This is a genomic window from Frigoribacterium sp. PhB116, assembly GCF_004364285.1.
In the GTDB taxonomy this organism is placed as follows: Bacteria; Actinomycetota; Actinomycetes; order Actinomycetales; family Microbacteriaceae; genus Frigoribacterium.
In genome coordinates, this window is record NZ_SOBE01000002.1 from 775,803 (window position 1) to 794,018 (window position 18,216).

The 18,216-nt window shown below is 72.8% G+C and carries 12 protein-coding genes, 1 tRNA gene and 1 pseudogene; 11 read left to right on the forward strand and 3 right to left on the reverse strand.

From position 1 onward, the window contains the following. The first annotated feature begins 66 nt into the window (after positions 1 to 66). Both nudC and EDF20_RS10075 read left to right on the forward strand, forming a co-directional pair. The gene (gene nudC / locus EDF20_RS10070) at positions 67 to 999 is read left to right on the forward strand and encodes an NAD(+) diphosphatase (protein WP_123548148.1); all 933 of its coding nucleotides are present in this window, start codon (positions 67 to 69) and stop codon (positions 997 to 999) included. Then, complete coding sequence (locus EDF20_RS10075) at positions 996 to 2,708, forward strand: ATP-dependent helicase (RefSeq protein WP_123548149.1); 1,713 nt, start codon at positions 996 to 998, stop codon at positions 2,706 to 2,708. The genes nudC and EDF20_RS10075 overlap by 4 nt, the downstream gene beginning before the upstream one ends. Here EDF20_RS10075 and EDF20_RS16190 read toward each other — a convergent pair. After that, positions 2,707 to 3,576 (reverse strand): annotated as a pseudogene (locus tag EDF20_RS16190) (hypothetical protein); the annotation flags it as partial. The gene EDF20_RS10075 and the pseudogene EDF20_RS16190 sit on opposite strands and share 2 nt — an antisense overlap. Before the next feature lie 25 nt (positions 3,577 to 3,601). Further along, positions 3,602 to 4,978 (reverse strand): zinc-dependent metalloprotease, encoded by a 1,377-nt coding sequence (locus EDF20_RS10085; RefSeq protein ID WP_133738553.1) that lies wholly within the window; start codon positions 4,976 to 4,978, stop codon positions 3,602 to 3,604. A 99-nt stretch (positions 4,979 to 5,077) separates the two neighbouring features. On the opposite strand from EDF20_RS10085, the gene EDF20_RS10090 reads away from it, so the two are divergent. The 4 genes from EDF20_RS10090 (at position 5,078) to EDF20_RS10105 (ending at position 10,745) form a co-directional block, all read left to right on the forward strand. Next, entirely contained in the window at positions 5,078 to 6,187 is a 1,110-nt protein-coding gene (locus tag EDF20_RS10090; protein ID WP_233569130.1) for a S16 family serine protease, read from the forward strand. Between the two features lie 121 nt (positions 6,188 to 6,308). After that, entirely contained in the window at positions 6,309 to 9,260 is a 2,952-nt protein-coding gene (locus EDF20_RS10095) for a UPF0182 family protein (protein ID WP_133738554.1), read from the forward strand. A gap of 157 nt (positions 9,261 to 9,417) precedes the next feature. Beyond that, positions 9,418 to 9,494: transfer RNA gene (locus EDF20_RS10100), tRNA-Met, on the forward strand. Between the two features lie 102 nt (positions 9,495 to 9,596). After that, a complete protein-coding gene (locus EDF20_RS10105; protein ID WP_133738555.1) occupies positions 9,597 to 10,745 on the forward strand; it encodes a glycerate kinase in 1,149 nt (382 codons plus the stop codon). Between the two features lie 25 nt (positions 10,746 to 10,770). On the opposite strand, the gene EDF20_RS10110 is transcribed toward EDF20_RS10105, so the two are convergent. Continuing rightward, on the reverse strand, positions 10,771 to 11,970 hold the full coding sequence (locus EDF20_RS10110; protein ID WP_133738556.1) for an aminotransferase class I/II-fold pyridoxal phosphate-dependent enzyme: 1,200 nt from the start codon (positions 11,968 to 11,970) through the stop codon (positions 10,771 to 10,773). Positions 11,971 to 12,129: 159 nt separating this feature from the next. Between EDF20_RS10110 and EDF20_RS10115 the strand changes: the two genes are divergently transcribed. The 5 genes from EDF20_RS10115 (at position 12,130) to EDF20_RS10135 (ending at position 18,185) form a co-directional block, all read left to right on the forward strand. Then, positions 12,130 to 13,953, forward strand: a complete 1,824-nt coding sequence (locus tag EDF20_RS10115) for a trypsin-like peptidase domain-containing protein (protein WP_133738557.1) — start codon at positions 12,130 to 12,132, stop codon at positions 13,951 to 13,953. A gap of 147 nt (positions 13,954 to 14,100) precedes the next feature. Next, a complete protein-coding gene (locus tag EDF20_RS10120; protein ID WP_123548157.1) occupies positions 14,101 to 15,144 on the forward strand; it encodes a glycosyltransferase family 2 protein in 1,044 nt (347 codons plus the stop codon). 9 nt (positions 15,145 to 15,153) lie between these two features. Next, entirely contained in the window at positions 15,154 to 15,960 is an 807-nt protein-coding gene (locus EDF20_RS10125; RefSeq protein WP_133738558.1) for a CDP-alcohol phosphatidyltransferase family protein, read from the forward strand. Then, positions 15,957 to 16,844, forward strand: coding sequence for a glycosyltransferase (locus EDF20_RS10130; RefSeq protein ID WP_123548347.1), 888 nt, complete (start codon positions 15,957 to 15,959; stop codon positions 16,842 to 16,844). Before EDF20_RS10125 ends, EDF20_RS10130 begins: the two co-directional genes overlap by 4 nt. 60 nt (positions 16,845 to 16,904) lie before the next feature. Then, positions 16,905 to 18,185 carry a CDP-glycerol glycerophosphotransferase family protein gene (locus tag EDF20_RS10135; RefSeq protein ID WP_233569131.1) on the forward strand — a complete coding sequence of 427 codons (1,281 nt, stop codon included), beginning with the start codon at positions 16,905 to 16,907 and terminating at the stop codon, positions 18,183 to 18,185. Positions 18,186 to 18,216 lie beyond the last annotated feature (31 nt).

Here is an 18,216-nt window from a genome sequence, read left to right on the forward strand (position 1 = left end):
GGTAGGCCGCAGTGTCCGGTGCTCCGCCGTTCGCCACGCTGTCAACTCGCGATGATTGGTCGTCCGATGTCCTCGCCGCTCACGTCCCGGCTGCCCCTCGCCCGACACCAGGTCGACCGTGACTACCTCACGCGAGAGAGACCCGACGCGATCCCCGAGCTCCTCGCCGAGTCGAGCACGCGCGTGCTCCCCGTGTGGGGCACCCGCCTGCTGATGGCGGGCGGCGACCGTCTCGCCCTCCTGCCTCCGAGCGAGGTCCCCGAGGCGGCCGGTTACCTCTACCTCGGCCGGTCGCTCGACCCCGACGCGGCCGAGCCCGTGGGCACGCCCCTGGTCGCGGCCCTGCTCGGCGACGAGGCCTCGGCCCGGCTGTCGGCGACCGACGACGACTGGGGCAGCGTCCGCATGTTCGGCACCCGGCTGAGCGACCGGGACGCCGGCCTGGCCGTGGAGGCCGTGGCGCTCGCGAACTGGCACGACTCGCACCGGTTCTCGCCCCGCACCGGCCGTCCCCTCGTCCGCGACAAGGCCGGGTGGGTCGGTCGCGACGCCGACGACGGCCACGAGGTCTTCCCCCGGACCGACCCGGCGATCATCGTGGGCGTCACGGACGCCGAGGACCGCCTCCTGCTCGGTTCGAACGCCCTGTGGGAGTCCAACCGCTGGTCGCTGTTGGCGGGCTTCGTCGAGCCGGGCGAGTCCCTCGAGCACGCGGTCCAGCGCGAGATCTTCGAGGAGAGCGGCGTCAAGGTCGTCGACCCGCGGTACGTGGGGTCGCAGCCCTGGCCGTTCCCCGCCAGCCTCATGCTCGGCTTCACGGCGCGCGTCGACGTCGACGACCCGGGCACCCTCGAGCCCGACGGCGCCGAGATCCTCGACCTGCGCTGGTTCAGCCGCGACGAGCTGGCCGCCTCGCTCGGCGAGGTCCTCCTGCCCGGCCGCACCTCCATCGCACGCGCCATCATCGAGGACTGGTTCGGCGCCGAGCTCGACCAGTGAGCGATGCCGCGTCGCTGATCGCGGGCCTCGACGAGCAGCAGCGCGAGGCGGCCAGGCGACTGCTCGGCCCCGTCTGCCTGCTGGCGGGGGCCGGTACGGGCAAGACCAGGGCGATCACCCACCGCATCGCCTACGGGGTCGCCACGGGCGTCTACGCGCCCGGGCGCGTGATGGCCCTCACGTTCACGTCGCGTGCCGCGGCCGAGCTCCGGGGGCGCCTCCGCCAGCTCGGGGCGGGCGGGGTCTCGGCTCGTACATTCCACGCCTCGGCCCTGTCGCAGCTGTCGTACTTCTGGCCCCAGACGATGGGCGGGCAGATGCCGCGGCTGATCGACAGCAAGGGGAAGCTCCTGGCCCATGCGGCCGAGCGCGTGGGCCTGAAGCTGGACACGGCGTCCCTGCGCGACACGGCGGGCGAGATCGAGTGGCGCAAGGTGTCGCGGCTGACGGTGGAGCAGTACGCCGTGAAGGCGCACTCGCGGAACCTGCCGCAGGCGCTCACCGTCGAGAAGGCCGTCGACCTGCACCGTGCCTACGAGGACATCAAGGACGAGCGCCGGCAGCTCGACTTCGAGGACGTCCTCCTGGCGACCGTTGGCATGATGCAGCTCGAGCCCCGCGTCGCGCAGCAGGTCCGTGAGCAGTACCGCTTCTTCGTCGTCGACGAGTACCAGGACGTCTCCCCGCTGCAGCAGGAGCTGCTCGAGCTCTGGCTCGGCGACCGCAACGACCTCTGCGTCGTGGGCGACGCGAGCCAGACGATCTACTCGTTCGCCGGGGCGTCGGCCGACTACCTCCTGGGCTTCGGCTCGCGCTACGACGACGCGACCGTGGTCCGGCTTGAGCAGAACTACCGGTCGTCGCGCCAGATCGTCGACACGGCGAACCAGCTGATGCGGGGCCGGCCCGGCGCGCTGCACCTCCACCCCGCGGTCGAGTCGACGGGGCCGGTGCCGCCCGTCGTCCAGTACCCGACTGACATGGCCGAGGCCCGCGGCGTCGCGCAGACGATCGCCGACGAGATCCGCAGCGGGGTCGCGCCGGAGGAGATCGCGGTGCTCTACCGGGTCAACGTGCAGGCCGCGGCCCTCGAGCGCGCCCTGGCCGACGTGGGAGTCTCGACGCGGATCCACGGGGCCACTCGGTTCTTCGACCTCCGCGAGGTCAAGGAGGCGGTGATGATGCTCAAGGGAGCATCGGTCAGCATCATCGGCGAGCCCCTCTTCAAGACGGTCAGCGACGTGTTGCGCTCCCTCGGCTGGACGCAGGAGGCGCCGGAGCAGCGAGGCGCCCTCCGCGACCGCTGGGAGTCGCTGAACGCCCTGATGGGCCTCGCCGAGGCCTCGCCGGAGGGGACGACCCTGGTGCAGTTCGTCGAGGAGCTGCTGGCGAGGCAGGCCGGGCAGCACGAGCCGACGATGGCCGCGGTCACCCTCGCCACGCTGCACTCGGCCAAGGGCCTCGAGTGGCGGAGCGTCTACCTGATCGGCCTCAGCGAGGGTCTGGTGCCGATCAGCTACGCCCAGGGACTCGAGGCGATCGACGAGGAACGACGCCTGCTCTACGTCGGCATCACCCGGGCGCGGGAGCGACTGCGTCTCTCGTGGGCGCCGACCGGCCAGGGCCGGGGCGGCGAGCGTCGACCGAGCCGGTTCCTGGAGGAGCTCCGCACCCGCAGTCGGGATGGGGCCGCACGACCGACGAGCTGACCTCGTAGGTGTCGAGGTCGATGCGGACGACCTCCGCCGGGTCGGAACCGCCGACGCGGCCGCCGCCGTCGCCTCCGGCCAGGGACGTCGTCGCCGCGAGGACGCGACGGACGGTCCGGACCGCGGCGTCCCGCAGGACGAGCAGGGGAGGCGCGGCGACGGGGAGCGCGGCCAGCTGCCCCGCGACGGCCGGCCACGCACGGTCGCGGTCGCCGTCGTGGAGGTGCAGGCACCGCGCACAGGCCGTGACCCCGGGGACCACGACCGGACCGACGCGGACCGAGCGGTCGCCGACGCGCACGAGGACGTGCGGCACGTCCCGGCGCAGCCACTCGGACACGACGACGGGGTCGAGGGCGAGGCCGCCGACGACGACGCCGACGTGCTGCCGCGCCCCGTCGACCCGACCCCGACCCGGCGTCGAGGCGGCCGAGGCGGCCGACTCGCCGTCCTCGAGGAGCACGCCGAGGCCGCAGGACTCGAGCAGGCGCCCCACCTCGTCGGCCAGCGCGCCGCGCCCCGCGAGCCGGACGACCGGGCGGGGCGTGAGGGCGAGCTGTGCCGAGGGGCCGGGGAGGAGGACGGGCCCGAGCCGCCTCACGAGGTCGAGGGCCTCGGACCTGTCGCAGCCCACCTGGACCACCACCGCCGAGATGCCGCCGGCCCCGAGGCCGGCCGAGACGGCGGCCAGGAACTCCGCCTGCCCCGCCGTGACGCGGTAGACGACAGCGTGCACGTGCTCCACCCCGATCTGGAGCGACGACGGATCACGCCAGACGACGGGAGCACGGGCAGGGAGGCGGAGCGGCGAGGAACGGGGCACCTGACGAGACTGGACCACGCCGTCCGGCCCCGCGGGGTTGTCCACAGGAGCTCTGGGGCTGCCGTGGTCCTCAGAGGGCGGGGGAGGAGCCGGGCTCGTCGGCCGAGCCGTCCTCCGCCTCGCGGGGACGGTCGTCGCTCGTGTCGTTCAGCAGGTCCTCGATGGCCTGGTCGACGTCGTCGAAGGCCGGCTCGCTCGACGTGAGCCGGGCGATCAGCGCCTGCGGGTCGTCGACGTCCGCGCTGGTGGGCACGATGTCGGGGTGCGACCAGAGAGCGTCGCGCTGCTCGGCGCCCACCGCCTCCGAGACGGCCGACCACATGGCCGCGGCCTCTCGCAGTCGGCGGGGCCGCAGCTCGAGTCCCACGAGCGTGGAGAACGCGGACTCGGCCGGCCCGCCCGCGGCTCGGCGACGGCGCACCGTCTCGGCGATGGCGGCGGAGCGGGGGAGGCGCGCGGTGGCCTGGGCGGTGACCACGTCGACCCAGCCCTCGATCAGGGCGAGGGTCGTCTCGAGCCGGCCGAGCGCGGCGAGCTGCTCGTCGGTCTTCGGCGGAATCAGCGCGCCGCTCGCCAGCGCGTCGCGCAGCTCGCCCGGGTCGGAGGGGTCGAAGTCGACCGCCAGCTCCTCGAGCCGGGCCGTGTCGATGCGGATGCCCTGGGCGAACTCGCGGATGGACGAGATGAGGTGCAGGCGGAGCCACCGAGCGTGCCGGAACAGCCGGGCGTGGGCGAGCTCCCGCACAGCGAGGTAGAGCTGCACCTGGTCGGTCTCGATGTCGAGGCCCTCGCCGAAGGCGGCGACGTTCTGCGGCACGAGCGCGGCCTGCTGGTCGTCGAGGAGGGGGATGCCGACGTCGCCGCCGGAGACGACCTCGGTCGAGAGCTGGCCCACGACCTGGCCGAGCTGCATCGCGAACAGCGTGCCGCCGACGCTCCGCATCACCTGGCTGGCACCGGCGAGCAGCTGCTGCATCTCTTCCGGGGCCTGCTCGCGGAGGACGTTCGTGAGGGAGTCGGCGATGGACTCGGCGACCGGCTCGGCGAGCTGGGTCCACACCGGCATCGAGAGCCGTGCCCACTCGGCGCGCGTGAGGAGGCGAGGCGCGACCGTGAGCTCGGAGACGAAGGTGACGTCGTCGAGCCAGAGGGCCGCGACGTGGAACGCCTGCTCGAGGGCCCGCTCGTCGGCCGGGCTGGTCGCGACGGCGGACTGCGTGCCCACCGAGGCGGCCTGGTCGGTGGCGACCGACCAGTCGATGCCGTCGCCGCTGCGGGCCACCGCGGACTGCAGTTGGCTCATCAGCTGGGCCACGAAGGCCGGGTCGTTCGGCAGCCCCGCGGCACCCGCGAGCTGCGACGGATCGATCTCGGAGTCGCCGGACAGGAACTGGCGGAGCATGTCGCGGAACTCGTCCTCAGGCTCGCGCTGCGGATCATCGGTCATGGTGGCTACGCTAGCTCGTGGCCCCAGGAACAGCCTGGATCCCGGCCGATGCCCCAGGGTCCTTCGCTGCGCCCGTGGCGAACAGCGAGAGGAACACCCGTGGCCTTGTTCACGCCCCCGACCCGAGCCGCCACGGCCGGTCGCCGCTCCGGCCGTCTCGGCTGGTCCCTCCTCGGCGTCGCCCTCGTCTCCGGCCTCGCCCTCACCTTCATCCCGTCGCCGTACCTGATCGAGCAGCCCGGCCCCGTCTTCGACACCCTGGGCACCGCCGAGTACGAGGGCGAGGACGCCCCGCTGATCACCGTCGACGGTGCGGAGACCTACCCCACTGCGGGTTCCCTCGACCTCCTCACCGTGAGCGTCCAGGGCAACGAGTCCGTCCGCCCGAGCTGGATCGAGGTCGTCGGCTCCTGGTTCTCCCCGAGCCGCGCCGTCGTGCCGGTCGAGGCGATCTACCCCTCCGGCGTCTCGAACGAGCAGGTCGACGAGCAGAACGCCGTCGACATGCAGAACTCCCAGAAGTCCGCCGTCGCGGCCGCCCTGGTGCACGAGGGGTACCAGGTCCCCAGCACGGTCTCGGTGAGCCAGGTCTCGCCCGGCGGCCCGTCCGAGGGCGTGCTCGAGGAGGGCGACGTGCTCGTGAGCGTCAACGGCCAGGACCTGACGACGAACGGCGACGTCGACGCCCTGCGCTCGATCGTGGCCGACAACGGGGCGACGTCCCCGGCGGAGGTGGTGGTCGAGCGGTCGGGCCAGCGCGAGACCGAGCGGATCACGCCCCAGGAGGTGCAGGGCACCTCCTTGCTGGGGGTCGGCGTCAGCGTCGACTACACGTTCCCCTTCGACGTCACCCTGCGCCTCGACAAGGTGGGCGGCCCCAGCGCCGGCATGATGTTCGCCCTCGGCATCATCGACAAGACGACGCCCGGCGAGCTCAACGGCGGCGAGCGGGTCGCGGGCACGGGCACGATCACCGCGTCCGGCACGGTCGGCCCGATCGGCGGCATCCGCCAGAAGCTCTACGGCGCGCGCGACGCCGGCGCCACCGTGTTCCTCGCGCCGAGCTCGAACTGCGACGAGGTCGTCGGCCACGTGCCCGACGGGCTCGACGTCTACTCGGTCGCCACCCTCGACGACGCCGTCACGGCGCTCGAGACCGTGGCCGACGGGGGCGACACCGGGGCCCTGCCCACCTGCTCGGCGCAGTAGGCGCGAGGGGCGCGTCCAGCTCCCTCATGGACGCGTCGAGGACGATGGGCGGGCTCGCAGCCTGTTCAGGAGCGGCCCCCGTAGGATGGCCGTCCACGTCCCCTGATCCAGGAGCAACCACTTGACGTCACCTGCATCGTCGCGACCCGTACGACGCTCGCCCCGATTGCCCGTCCTGGTGACGGTGGCGGTCCTCGCCGCCCTGGTCATCGCCTTCTTCATCTTCTCGTCGCTGCTGACGGACTACCTCTGGTACGACCAGCTGGGCTTCGCCAACGTGCTGACGACCCAGTGGCTGGCCGGGGCGGCGATGTTCTTCGTCGGCTTCGTGGCCATGGCCGTGCCGGTGTGGGTGAGCATCGAGGTCGCGTTCCGGTTCCGGCCCGTCTACGCCAAGCTCAACTCGCAGCTCGACCGCTACCAGCAGGTCATCGAGCCGCTGCGCCGTGTCGTCGTCTTCGGCGTCCCCGTGGTCCTCGGCCTGTTCGCCGGCATCGCCACGTCCACCAACTGGCAGACGACCCTCCAGTGGCTCAACCGCACGCCCTTCGGCCAGACCGACCCGCAGTTCGGCCTCGACGTGGGCTTCTACGTGTTCGAGCTGCCCTTCTACCAGGGCGTCGTCGGCTTCGCGTCGGCGGTCGTGTTGATCAGCGGCATCGCCGCGGTCGCCACGAGCTACCTGTACGGAGCGCTCCGCTTCTCGGGCCGCGACGTCCGCATCTCGCGGGTCGCGCGGATCCAGCTGGCCGTGACCGCCGCCGTCTACCTGCTGCTCCAGGGCGTCAGCCTGTGGCTCGACCAGTACGCCACGCTCTCCGACGGCACCAACAAGCTCATCACGGGTGCCACCTACACCGACGTCGCGGCCGGCATCCCCGGCAAGCAGATCCTCGCGCTCGCCGCGGCGGTCGTCGCCGTGCTGTTCATCGTGACCGCGATCATCGGCCGCTGGCGCCTCTCGGTCATCGGCACCGCCGCGTTGATCATCATCAGCATCATCGTCGGCGGCATCTACCCGTGGATCGTCCAGCGCTTCCAGGTCGAGCCCAGCGAGCGCACCGTCGAGTCGACGTACATCGACCGCAACATCCAGGCCACCCGGGACGCGTACGGCGTCTCCGACGTCGAGGAGCAGCCGTACGACGCCGTGTCCGACGCCGAGGCGGGCGCCCTGGCCGGCGACGCGGTCACGACCGCGAACATCCGCATCATCGACCCGGCCCTCGTGACCGACGCCTTCGCCCAGCTGCAGCAGTACCGCCAGTACTACAGCTTCCCCGAGCAGCTCTCCGTCGACCGCTACACGATCGACGGAGCGACGCAGGACACGGTGATCGCCGTGCGCGAGCTCAACACCGACCAGCTCGGCAGCTCGGCCACGCCCTACAACACGACGTTCGTCTACACCCACGGCTACGGCGTCGTCGCGGCCTACGGCAACCAGCGCTCGGCCGACGGCCAGCCCGTGTTCCTCGAGTCGGGCATCCCCGTCAACGGCGCGCTCGGCGACGCGGACGAGTACGAGCCGCGGATCTACTTCGGCCAGGAGTCGCCCGCCTACTCGATCGTCGGCGGCGAGGGAGGCGACGACATCGAGCTCGACTACCCCTCGGGCAGCAACGACAACGGCACGAACCAGACGACGACCTTCAGCGGCGACGGCGGGCCCAAGCTCGACAGCGCCTTCAAGAAGCTCATCTACGCCATCAAGTTCCAGTCCGAGCAGGTCTTCCTGTCCGACGCCGTCAACGACGGCTCGCAGATCCTCTACGACCGCGACCCGGCGCAGCGGGTGCAGAAGGTGGCTCCGTACCTGACCATCGACAGCGCGCCCTACCCGGCCGTGGTCGACGGCAAGGTGAAGTGGATCGTCGACGCCTACACGACGACGCGCGAGTACCCGTACTCGAAGCCGCAGGCCCTGTCCGACGCGATCGCCGACACCTACACCGAGCGTCCCGTCTACGCGTCGAACGAGATCAACTACATCCGCAACTCGGTCAAGGCGACGGTCGACGCCTACGACGGATCGGTCGACCTCTACGCCTGGGACACCGAGGACCCGATCCTCAAGACCTGGGAGAAGATCTTCCCGTCGACGGTCAGCCCGCTCAGCGACATGAGCGTCGAGCTCATGCAGCACGTCCGCTACCCGCAGGACATGTTCAAGGTGCAGCGCGCCATCCTCGGCACGTACCACGTCACCGACGCGGACTCGTTCTACTCGAGCGACGACGCGTGGGTCACGCCCAACGAGCCGACGAGCAACGCGGCCAGCCCGCCGCTGCAGCCGCCGTACTACCTGACGCTCCAGCTGCCCGACCAGGACCCGGCCTTCTCCATCTACTCGACGTACATCCCGCAGCAGTCGGGCGAGAACGCGAGGAACGTGCTGACCGGGTACCTGGCGGCCAACGCGGACGCCGGCTCGACGCCGGGGGAGATCTCGGAGAACTACGGGAAGCTCTCGCTGCTGACCTTGCCGAAGACCGACACGGTGCCCGGCCCCGGACAGGTGCAGAACAACTTCAACACCGACACGGCGGTCGCGAACCAGCTGGCGCTCCTCACCCGAGGCGACACGAGCGTCGTGCGGGGCAACCTGCTCACGCTCCCCGTCGGCGGGGGCCTGCTCTACGTCCAGCCGATCTACGTGAAGTCGAACTCCGAGACGTCGTACCCGGTGCTGCAGAAGGTGCTGGTCTCGTTCGGCGAGAAGATCGCCTTCGAGGACACCCTGAACGGCGCGCTCGACTCGCTGTTCGGCGGCAACTCCGGGGCGGTGGCCGGAGACGACGCCGTGCCCGAGACGGACGACGGCACGTCGACGGACACCGGCGGCGACACGGGCACCGACTCGGGGACCACCGACCCGGGCACGGCGACGCCGGCTCCGGACGCGGGCACCGACACGGGCAACTCGGCGCTGGACGCGGCCCTGGCCGACGCTCAGTCCGCGCTGGACGACCGTGCGGCGGCGTACGCGTCGAACGACCTGGTGGCGGCGGCGGAGGCCGACCAGCGCCTCCAGACGGCCCTCGAGGACGCGGTGGCCGCCAGCGGCCAGTGACGTCCTGACCTGACGGCGACGGCCGCCCCTCGACTCGTCGAGGGGCGGCCGTCGCCGTCTTCGCAGGCGCTCTGCGGATGACCAGGCTCGCCCGACAGCACCTCGCGCGGCCTCGATTTGTGGAGCGTCAGATGCCGTGATAAGTTTCTTCTCGTGCCGCGGGGTGGAGCAGTTCGGTAGCTCGCTGGGCTCATAACCCAGAGGTCGTAGGTTCAAATCCTGCCCCCGCAACCAACGCAGCATCACGACAGAAGCCCTGATCACTCGATCAGGGCTTCTGTCGTTCCCGACGTCCGACTCTCCCGTGCCTGGCGCCCGGTGTGCCAGCATGTCCCTGTGCCAGGCCTCGCCGTCGTCGTCGCGCCCGACTCCTTCAAGGGGACCGCGGGCGCCGCCGCCGTGGCCGCCTCCGTCGCCGAGGGGTGGCGCTCCGTGCGGTCGGGTGACCACGTGACCGAGCTGCCCCTGGCCGACGGCGGGGAGGGCACCCTCGATGCCCTCGAGTCCGCGCTCCCGACCTGCACGCGTCACGAGGTCGTCGTGCCCGGCCCCGACGGGCGGGCTGTCACCGCGTCCTGGCTGATGCTCCCCGACGGCACGGCCGTGGCCGAGCTCGCGTCGTCGAGCGGCCTCGGGCTCATGTCGGCGCCCGCGCCCCACGACGCCCACACGCGCGGCCTCGGCCGGGTGCTCGCCGACGCGCTCGACGCAGGTGCGCGGCGCCTCGTCGTCGGGCTGGGCGGCAGCGCGTCGACCGACGGGGGAGCCGGGCTCCTCACGGAGCTCGGCGCGCGCCTCCTCGACTCCCTGGGCGAGCCCGTCGTCGACGGGTCGCACGGGCTGGCCGCGACCGTGCGGGTCGACCTGTCCGGTCTCCGGCCCCTGCCCGCGGGCGGGGTCGAGATCTGGTCCGACGTGACGGCGCCGTTGCTGGGGCCGTGCGGCGCTGCTGCCGTGTTCGGTCCACAGAAGGGCGCCGGGCCCGACGACGTCCTGGCCCTCGAGCGCGCGCTCGAGGGCTTCGCCGTGCTGGTCGACGCCGATCCGTCGACGCCGGGCGCCGGGGCCGCGGGCGGGGCGGGCTTCGGGCTCCTCGTCTGGGGCGCGACCGTCGTCTCCGGCGCCGAGGCCGTGGCCGAGGCCGTGGGGCTCGACCGCCTGGTCGCCGAGGCCGACCTCGTCGTCACCGGGGAGGGGCGGTTCGACGAGCAGACGGCGGGCGGCAAGCTCGTCTCGTGGGTCGCCTCCTCGGCTCGTGCCCTCGACGTGCCGGTCGCCCTGGTGGCCGGCCAGGTGGCAGCGGACCCGGCCGGGTTCGTGGACGTCGTCGACACGTCCGTCCTGGCCGGGGGAGCCGCCGCCTCGCGGGCGGAGCCGCAGCGGTGGCTCGCGGAGGCCGGCGCCGTGCTGGCCGAGCGCGCCACGGCACGCAGCGACACGGCCGGCGCGCGCCACGCGGCCGGTGCGGCCGGCGAGACCCCGTGAGTCGAGGAGGCGCCCTGCCCGCCCCTCAGACGCGCAGGGCCGCCAGCTGACGGGCCGCCTGCTCGAGCACCTCCGTGCGCTTGCAGAACGCGAACCGGATGCGCGACGCGTGCTCGACCGCCGCCTCCTCGTGGCAGAAGGCGCTGACGGGGACGCCGACGACGCCGGCGAGCTCGGGCAGTCGCCGGCAGAGGTCGGCGGCGTCCGGGAAGCCGAGCGGGGCGGCGTCGGCGACGACGAAGTAGCCGCCGCGGGACGGCGCGACCGAGAAGCCGGCTGCGGCGAGGCCGTCGGCGAGCACGTCCCTCTTGCGCTGCAGGCCGGCGGCGAGCCCTGCGAACCACTCGTCCGGCAGGCCCAGCCCCACGGCGATCGCGGGCTGGAAGACCGAGCCGTTCACGAACGTGAGGTACTGCTTCACCGTCACCACCTTCGACACGAGGTGCTCGGGGCCGGTGAGCCAGCCGATCTTCCAGCCCGTCGTGCTGAAGGTCTTCCCGCCGCTGGAGATGCTCAGGGTGCGCTCCGCGGCGCCCGGCAGGATCGAGAGCGGCACGTGTGCGGCACCGTCGAAGAGCAGGTGCTCGTAGACCTCGTCGGTGACGAGGACGGCGTCGTGGCGGCGCGCCAGGTCGACCACGAGCTGCCTCGTCGCCGCGTCGAGCACCGTCCCCGTCGGGTTGTGCGGGTCGTTCACGATCACGAGGGCCGTGCGGTCGGAGAACGCCGCGCGCAGCTCGGCGTGGTCCACCGAGAACTCGGCCCCGCGCATCGGGACGGTGCGGTGCACCCCGCCGGCGAGGCCGATCACGGCTCCGTAGGCGTCGTAGAACGGCTCGAGGGTGACGACCTCGTCACCGTCGTCGACGAGGGCGAGGACCGTCGCGGCCAGTGCCTCGGTGGCGCCGGCCGTGACGAGCACCTCGCGTCCCGGGTCGAGCTCGATGCCGTAGAAACGCCGCTGGTGCTCGGCGACGGCCTCGAGCAGCTCGGGCCTGCCGCGACCGGGCGGGTACTGGTTCAGGCCGGCGTCGAGGGCGGCGTGGGCGGCGTCGAGCACGACCCGAGGGCCGTCCTCGTCGGGGAACCCCTGGCCGAGGTTGATCGCCCCGGTGCGGGCCGCCAGCGCGGACATCTCGGCGAAGACGGTGGGCGCGGCGCGGCCGGCACCGTCGAGCAGCATCGCGCCGCGCGCGGCGCGTTCCCAGGGGGCAGGTGCAGTCATGGTGCTGTCACGGTACCCGCACGACCGGGCGCCTCAGCGGGGGCAGGCCGACCCTCACCGGCGGACGCATAAGCTGACCGCAGCCCGCTCCCAGGCGGGTCTTATGCGCTGCACAGCTTGCGCGACCAGGCTGTCAGGGCTTGGAAGGAGCACACCCTCATGAACGAGACCCCCCGAGGCGCGGACGACCACGTCGGTCCCCACCACGACCACGACGCCGACGCGACGAACGAGGCGCCGACGACCGGGGGCCCCGCCGAGGAGGCGCGGGCCGACCGACCGGACACCGCAGGCCTTCCCGAGACGGCCGCCACCGCCCCGCGCGGGCAGGAGCCCCCGGTGACGTTCGGCGCACCGCCCCTGCCGGGCAGCACGCCGGGATCCCTCGCTGACGAGGCGGCCGCGCGCGCCGGTTCGGCCGACGGGCGCCCTGCCGCGCCGCAGCAGCCTGGGTCCTACCAACAGCCGGCGTCGTACCAGCAGCCTGCAGCCCACCAGCAGCCGGCGTCGTACCAGCAGCCTGCAGCCCAGCAGCAGCCGGCGTCGTACCAGCAGCCCGCGTCCTACCAGCAGCCCGCCTCGTACCAGCAGCCCGCGGCCCACCAGCAGCCTGCGTCGTACCAGCAGCCTGGTTCCTACCAGCAACCCGCCTCGTACCAGCAGCCCTCGTCGTACCAGCAGGCGCCGCAGGGGTCGCAGTACGCGCAGGCGTCGTCGCAGCAGACGGACGCCTTCGGGCGGCCCGCCACGGGCGGAGCTCCCCAGGGTGCCGCCTCCTGGGCGCCTCCCTCCTCGACGACGACGAAGCGCCGCGGCAAGGGCGTCCTCGCGGCCGCCCTCGCCGTCGGCCTGATCGCGGGCGGCGCGCTCGGCGGGGTCGTGGGAGGAGTGGTCGCCGACGGACGCGGCGGCACGACCGCCTCGAGCGGCCCGTCCCGTGAGCTCACGGTCAACGACTACGACGACGCCACGGCCATCACGGCCGTCGCGGCCAAGGCCACGCCGTCCGTCGTCACCATCAACGTCGCGAGCGGATCGTCGGGCGGCACAGGGTCCGGCGTCATCGTGTCCGACGACGGCTACATCGTCACCAACACGCACGTCGTCACCCTCGACGGCGCGAGTGCCTCGGGCACGGTGACCGTCACCCTCAGCGACGGCAACATCCTGCCCGCAGAGGTCGTCGGCCTCGACCCCACCGTCGACCTCGCCGTCCTCAAGGTCGACGCCACGGGCCTCAAGCCCATCACCTTCGCCGACTCGTCCAAGCTCAACGTGGGCGACACCGCCGTGGCCATCGGTGCGCCCCTGGGCCTCTCGAACACCGTGACCGACGGCATCGTGTCGACCCTGAACCGCAGCATCACCGTCCAGTCCTCGGCCGCGCCGAGCGACGGCAGCGACCAGGGCGACCAGGGCGACAACAACGGCCAGGGGCCGTTCTCGTTCAACAACGGCGACGGGAGCACCCAGAACCAGGCGAGCAGCGTGATCTCGCTGCCGGTCATCCAGACCGACGCGTCGATCAACCCCGGCAACTCGGGCGGCGCGCTGCTCGACGCCGAGGGCGACCTGATCGGCCTCAACGTGGCGATCGCCAGCTCCGGCTCGTCCTCGGGCAGCATCGGCGTGGGCTTCTCCATCCCCTCCGCCCTCGTGCAGCGGGTCTCGAAGGAGATCATCGCGAACGGCAGCGCCACCCACGGCCTCCTCGGCGCAAGCGTCGACGACGCGGCCACGGCGCAGGGCGCCGACCGTGTCGGAGCGCTCATCGTCGAGATCAGCCAGGGAGGCGCGGCCCAGGAGGCGGGCCTGCGGGCCGGCGACGTGGTCACCGAGTTCAACGGCATCGCGGTCACGAGCCGCACCGACCTGACCGCCCAGGTCCGGTTCCTCGCCGGGGGCGCCACGGCCGAGCTGACGTACGTGCGGGACGGCGCGGAGGCCACCGCCCAGGTGACCCTGGACACGCTCACGAGCTGACCTCGGGGACGACACGGCTCCTCCTCAGGGCGGACCGGGGCACCTGTTGCCCCGGCCCGCCCTGCGGCCTTGGTAGGCTCGGCGGGATCTCCGCGGGGCTCCGGTCTCGTCCGCCAGCGCGTCAGCGCCGCATCCCGAGGCCCCTCCATGACCTTCCCCGACAGCTCGGCGCCCGGCGTGTCCTACGTCATGCCCGTGCTCAACGAGGAGCGCGAGATCCGCGCCGCGGTCGAGAGCCTCGTCGACCAGGACTACGAGGGGCCGTTCGAGGTCCTCCTGGCCCTCGGTCCGAGCGTCGACGGCACCAACGAGGTCGTCGCGGCGATGTCGGCCGCCGACCCCCGCATCCGCACGCTGCCCAACCCGGTCGGCTCCACGCCGGCGGGCCTGAACGTGGCCATCCGCGCCAGCGTCCACCCGATCACGGTGCGGGTCGACGCGCACTCGGTGCTCCCGCGCGACTACACGCGGCTGGCCGTCGACGCGCTGCGCCGCAGCGGCGCCGACAACGTCGGCGGCATCATGCTGGCCGAGGGGCGCACCCCCTTCGAGAAGGCCGTGGCCCGCGCGTACGGCAGCCGGGTCGGGCTCGGCGGCACCCCCCACCACGTCGGAGGTGCGGAGGGGCCGACCGAGACGGCCTACCTGGGCGTGTTCCTGCGCCACCGCCTCCTCGAGGTCGGGCTGTTCGACGAAGGCGTCAAGCGCGGCCAGGACTGGGAGCTCAACCGCCGCCTCCGCGCCACCGGGGGCACCGTCTGGTTCACGCCCGAGCTCGTGGTGACGTACCGTCCGCGACCCAGCCTCCGCAAGCTCGCCCGGCAGTTCGTCGCCACGGGGCTGTGGCGGGGCGAGCTCGCGCGGCGGTTCCCCAAGGCCAACACGCTCCGCTACCTCGTGCCGCCCGCGATGGTGGTGGGCGTCGCCCTGGGCGTGCTGGCCGGGCTGGTGGGCCTCGTCGGCGCGCTGACGGGGACGGCGGCGGCCTGGGCACTGCTCGGGCTCGTCGTGCCGGGTCTCTACGCCGCCTTCGTGGTGCTGGCCGCCGTCCTCGTGGCCCGGGGCGACGGTCTCCGCACGCGGCTGTGGTTTCTCGTAGTCTTGCCTTCCATCCACTTCGGCTGGGGGCTCGGCTTCGTGGCGGGGTTCCTCGACCTGACGGGGAACATCACCGCGCACACGGGAAGATAGCCTCACGCCATGACCGCGCTGCCCACGCGTCCCACGTCCATCGCCGAGCTGCGACGGGTGGCTCAGCCGCCCGAGGTCCGCAGCCGTGCCAACGCCGAGCACTGGACGGCCTCGCTCTACCTGCGCGACGTCTCGCCCTACCTCACGTGGTGGCTGCTCAAGACGAGCGTCACCGCGAACGGCGTCACCGGGCTCATGATCCTCACGGGGTGGGCCACCGCCGCAGCGCTGCTCGTGCCCGGGATCGGCGGCGCGATGCTCGCCCTCGTCCTCGGCCAGCTGCAGATGCTGGTCGACTGCTGCGACGGCGAGGTCGCCCGGTGGCGGGGGACGAGCTCGCCGGCCGGGGTGTTCCTCGACAAGGTCGGGCACTACTCGACCGAGGCCCTCATCCCCCTGGCGCTCGGGGTCCGGGCGGCCGGCTGGCCGTTCGACGTGCCCGCCGACTGGCTCTGGACGACGCTCGGCACGGCGCTCGCGCTCGTCATCGTCCTCAACAAGGCCCTCAACGACATGGTGCACGTGGCCCGGGCCAACGCCGGCCTGACGCGCCTCGAGGACAAGCGCGGCGGCGCGACCGTCCCCAGCGGGCGCCTCCTGTCACGGCTCCGCTCCGCCGCCCGCTTCGTCCCGTTCCACCGGCTCTACCACTCCGTCGAGCTGACGATGCTCGCCTTCGTCGCCGCCCTCGTGGGGCTGGTCGTCGGCGAGCCCCTGGCGGACCGCGTGCTCGTGTCGCTGTTGCTGCCGTTGTCCGTGGTCGCCCTCGTGGGCCACTTCGTGGCCATCATGGCGTCGAAGAGGGTCCGCTCCTGAGCGGCGAGGCGGCTCGGTCGACACCTCGGGTCGGGGTCGTCAGCCTGACCCAGGGCCGCCGGCCTGACGACCTGCGCCGCGGCCTCGAGAGCGTCCTCGCGCAGGTCGGCGTCGAGGTCGACGTCGTGTGCGTCGGGAACGGCGGGGGCCCCGGCCCCGTGCCCGAGGGCGTGTCGGTCCTGACGCTCCCCGAGAACGTCGGCATCCCCGCAGGTCGCAACCGCGGCGCCGAGCGCGTGTCGGGCGAGTGGGTGTTCTTCCTCGACGACGACGCGAGCATCCCCTCCCCGACGTTCCTCGCCGACGCGATCGAGCTGATGCGGCGCGAGGGCGACGTGGGGCTCGTCCAGCCCCGGGTCGTCGACGCCTCCGGGGCCACCTCGCCCCGCCGCTGGATCCCGCGGCTGCGCAAGGGCGACCCTGCGGAGCCGAGCGACGTCTTCTCGGTCTGGGAGGGCGCCACGGTGATGCCTCGCCGGGTCTTCGACGCCTGCGGGGGCTGGGGCGAGCCTTACTTCTACGCCCACGAGGGCATCGAGCTCGCCTGGCGGGTCTGGGCGCAGGGCCTCCGGGTCCGGTACGAGGGCGGACTCGTGGCGCACCACCCCGCGATCGACCCCGCGCGCCACGCCGAGTACCACCGGCTCAACGCCCGCAACCGGGTGTGGCTCGCCAAGCGGAACCTGCCGTGGCCGCTCGTCCCCGTGTACGTCGGCAGCTGGACGGCGGTGCAGGTGCTGCGCTGGGCCTCGACGCCGGCCCGCCTCGGGGCCTGGTTCGGCGGCTGGGCCGAGGGCTGGCGCACGTCTCCCGGCGGCCGTCGGTCCATCGGTTGGGTAACGGTCCTGCGCATGTCCAGGTCCGGTCGACCCCCGGTGATCTAGCCTGGAACACCCCGGTGCGCGACGGTCGTCGGGCACATCAGCACCACAGGAGGACCCTCCGTGCCCTTGAAACGGGATCTCTCGCTCGCCAGGGGACTGGCCTCGCGCGCCTGGAAGTCGCGGCGTCAGCGCCGGCAGCTCGAGCGTCTCGGCGACGACCGCCGGCGCCCGGCGCCGGGGACGGTCCGCGTCGCCGTCTACTTCGCGGACACGGCGGTGAACATGTACCAGATCAGGCAGTGGTACGCGCCGCTGGCTCATCTCGCCGAGACCGTCCCCGTCGCCATCGTCGCGCGCTCGCCCGGCGCCATGCTCGCCCTGCTGGAGGAGTCGCCCGTCCCCGTCGTCTACGCCCGTCAGGTCGTCGACCTCGAGGACTTCGTCGGGTCGCATCCCCTGGCCATGACCCTGTACGTGAACCAGAACGCCAAGAACTTCCAGATGATGCGCTACGGGCGCATGTGGCACGTCTTCGTCAACCACGGCGAGAGCGACAAGATGTACATGACCACGAACCAGTTCAAGGCGTACGACTACGCCTTCATCGCAGGCGACGCCGCCCGGGCACGGCTCGAGGCCGCCCTCTGGGACTACGACCTCGACCGCCGTGCCGTGCCCATCGGCCGGCCCCAGGCCGACCACGCTGCGGGGACGCCCCCGTTCGAGCCGGACGACCGCATCGTCGTGCTCTACGCCCCGACCTGGGAGGGCGACCGTCCGGCGGCCACCTACGGGTCGATCGCGACGCACGGCGTCCGTCTGGCCGAAGCGCTGCTGGCGTCGGGGCGCCACCGGCTCGTCTACCGTCCGCACCCTCGCAGCGGGGTGGTCGACCGTGACTACCGTCGCGCGCACGAGGCGGTCGTCGCGGCGATCGAGGCCGCGAACGCGGCGACGCCCGGAGCCGGCCACGTCTACGACACCAGCCCCCAGCTCGGCTGGCAGCTCACGACCGCGGACGTCGCGATCACCGACGTCTCGGCGATGATCTACGACCGCCTCGCGACGGGCCGGCCCCTCCTCGTGACGAGGCCGGCGTCCGCCGAGGCCGACGTCGACGAACGAGGCTACCTCGGGGCCGCCGAGTGGCTCGAGGCCGCCGAGGCCGGCGACGTCGTCGACGTGGTGGACCGCGTCCGTGACGACCCGGAGGCCCGTCGACGCCTCGAGCACTGGGTCCGCCGGTATTTCGGCGACACGACTCCCGGCGCCGCCACGAGGCGGTTCGAGGAGGCGGTGCTGCAGCTCGTCGAGAGGAGGGACGACTTCGCCCGACGCGCCGATGCGGCGGACATCGACGCATCGGACACCGAGTCCTCGGGCGGCACGACCGCCTCCTAGGCTCGGTCCTCGGTCGTAGTCAGAGGCATGC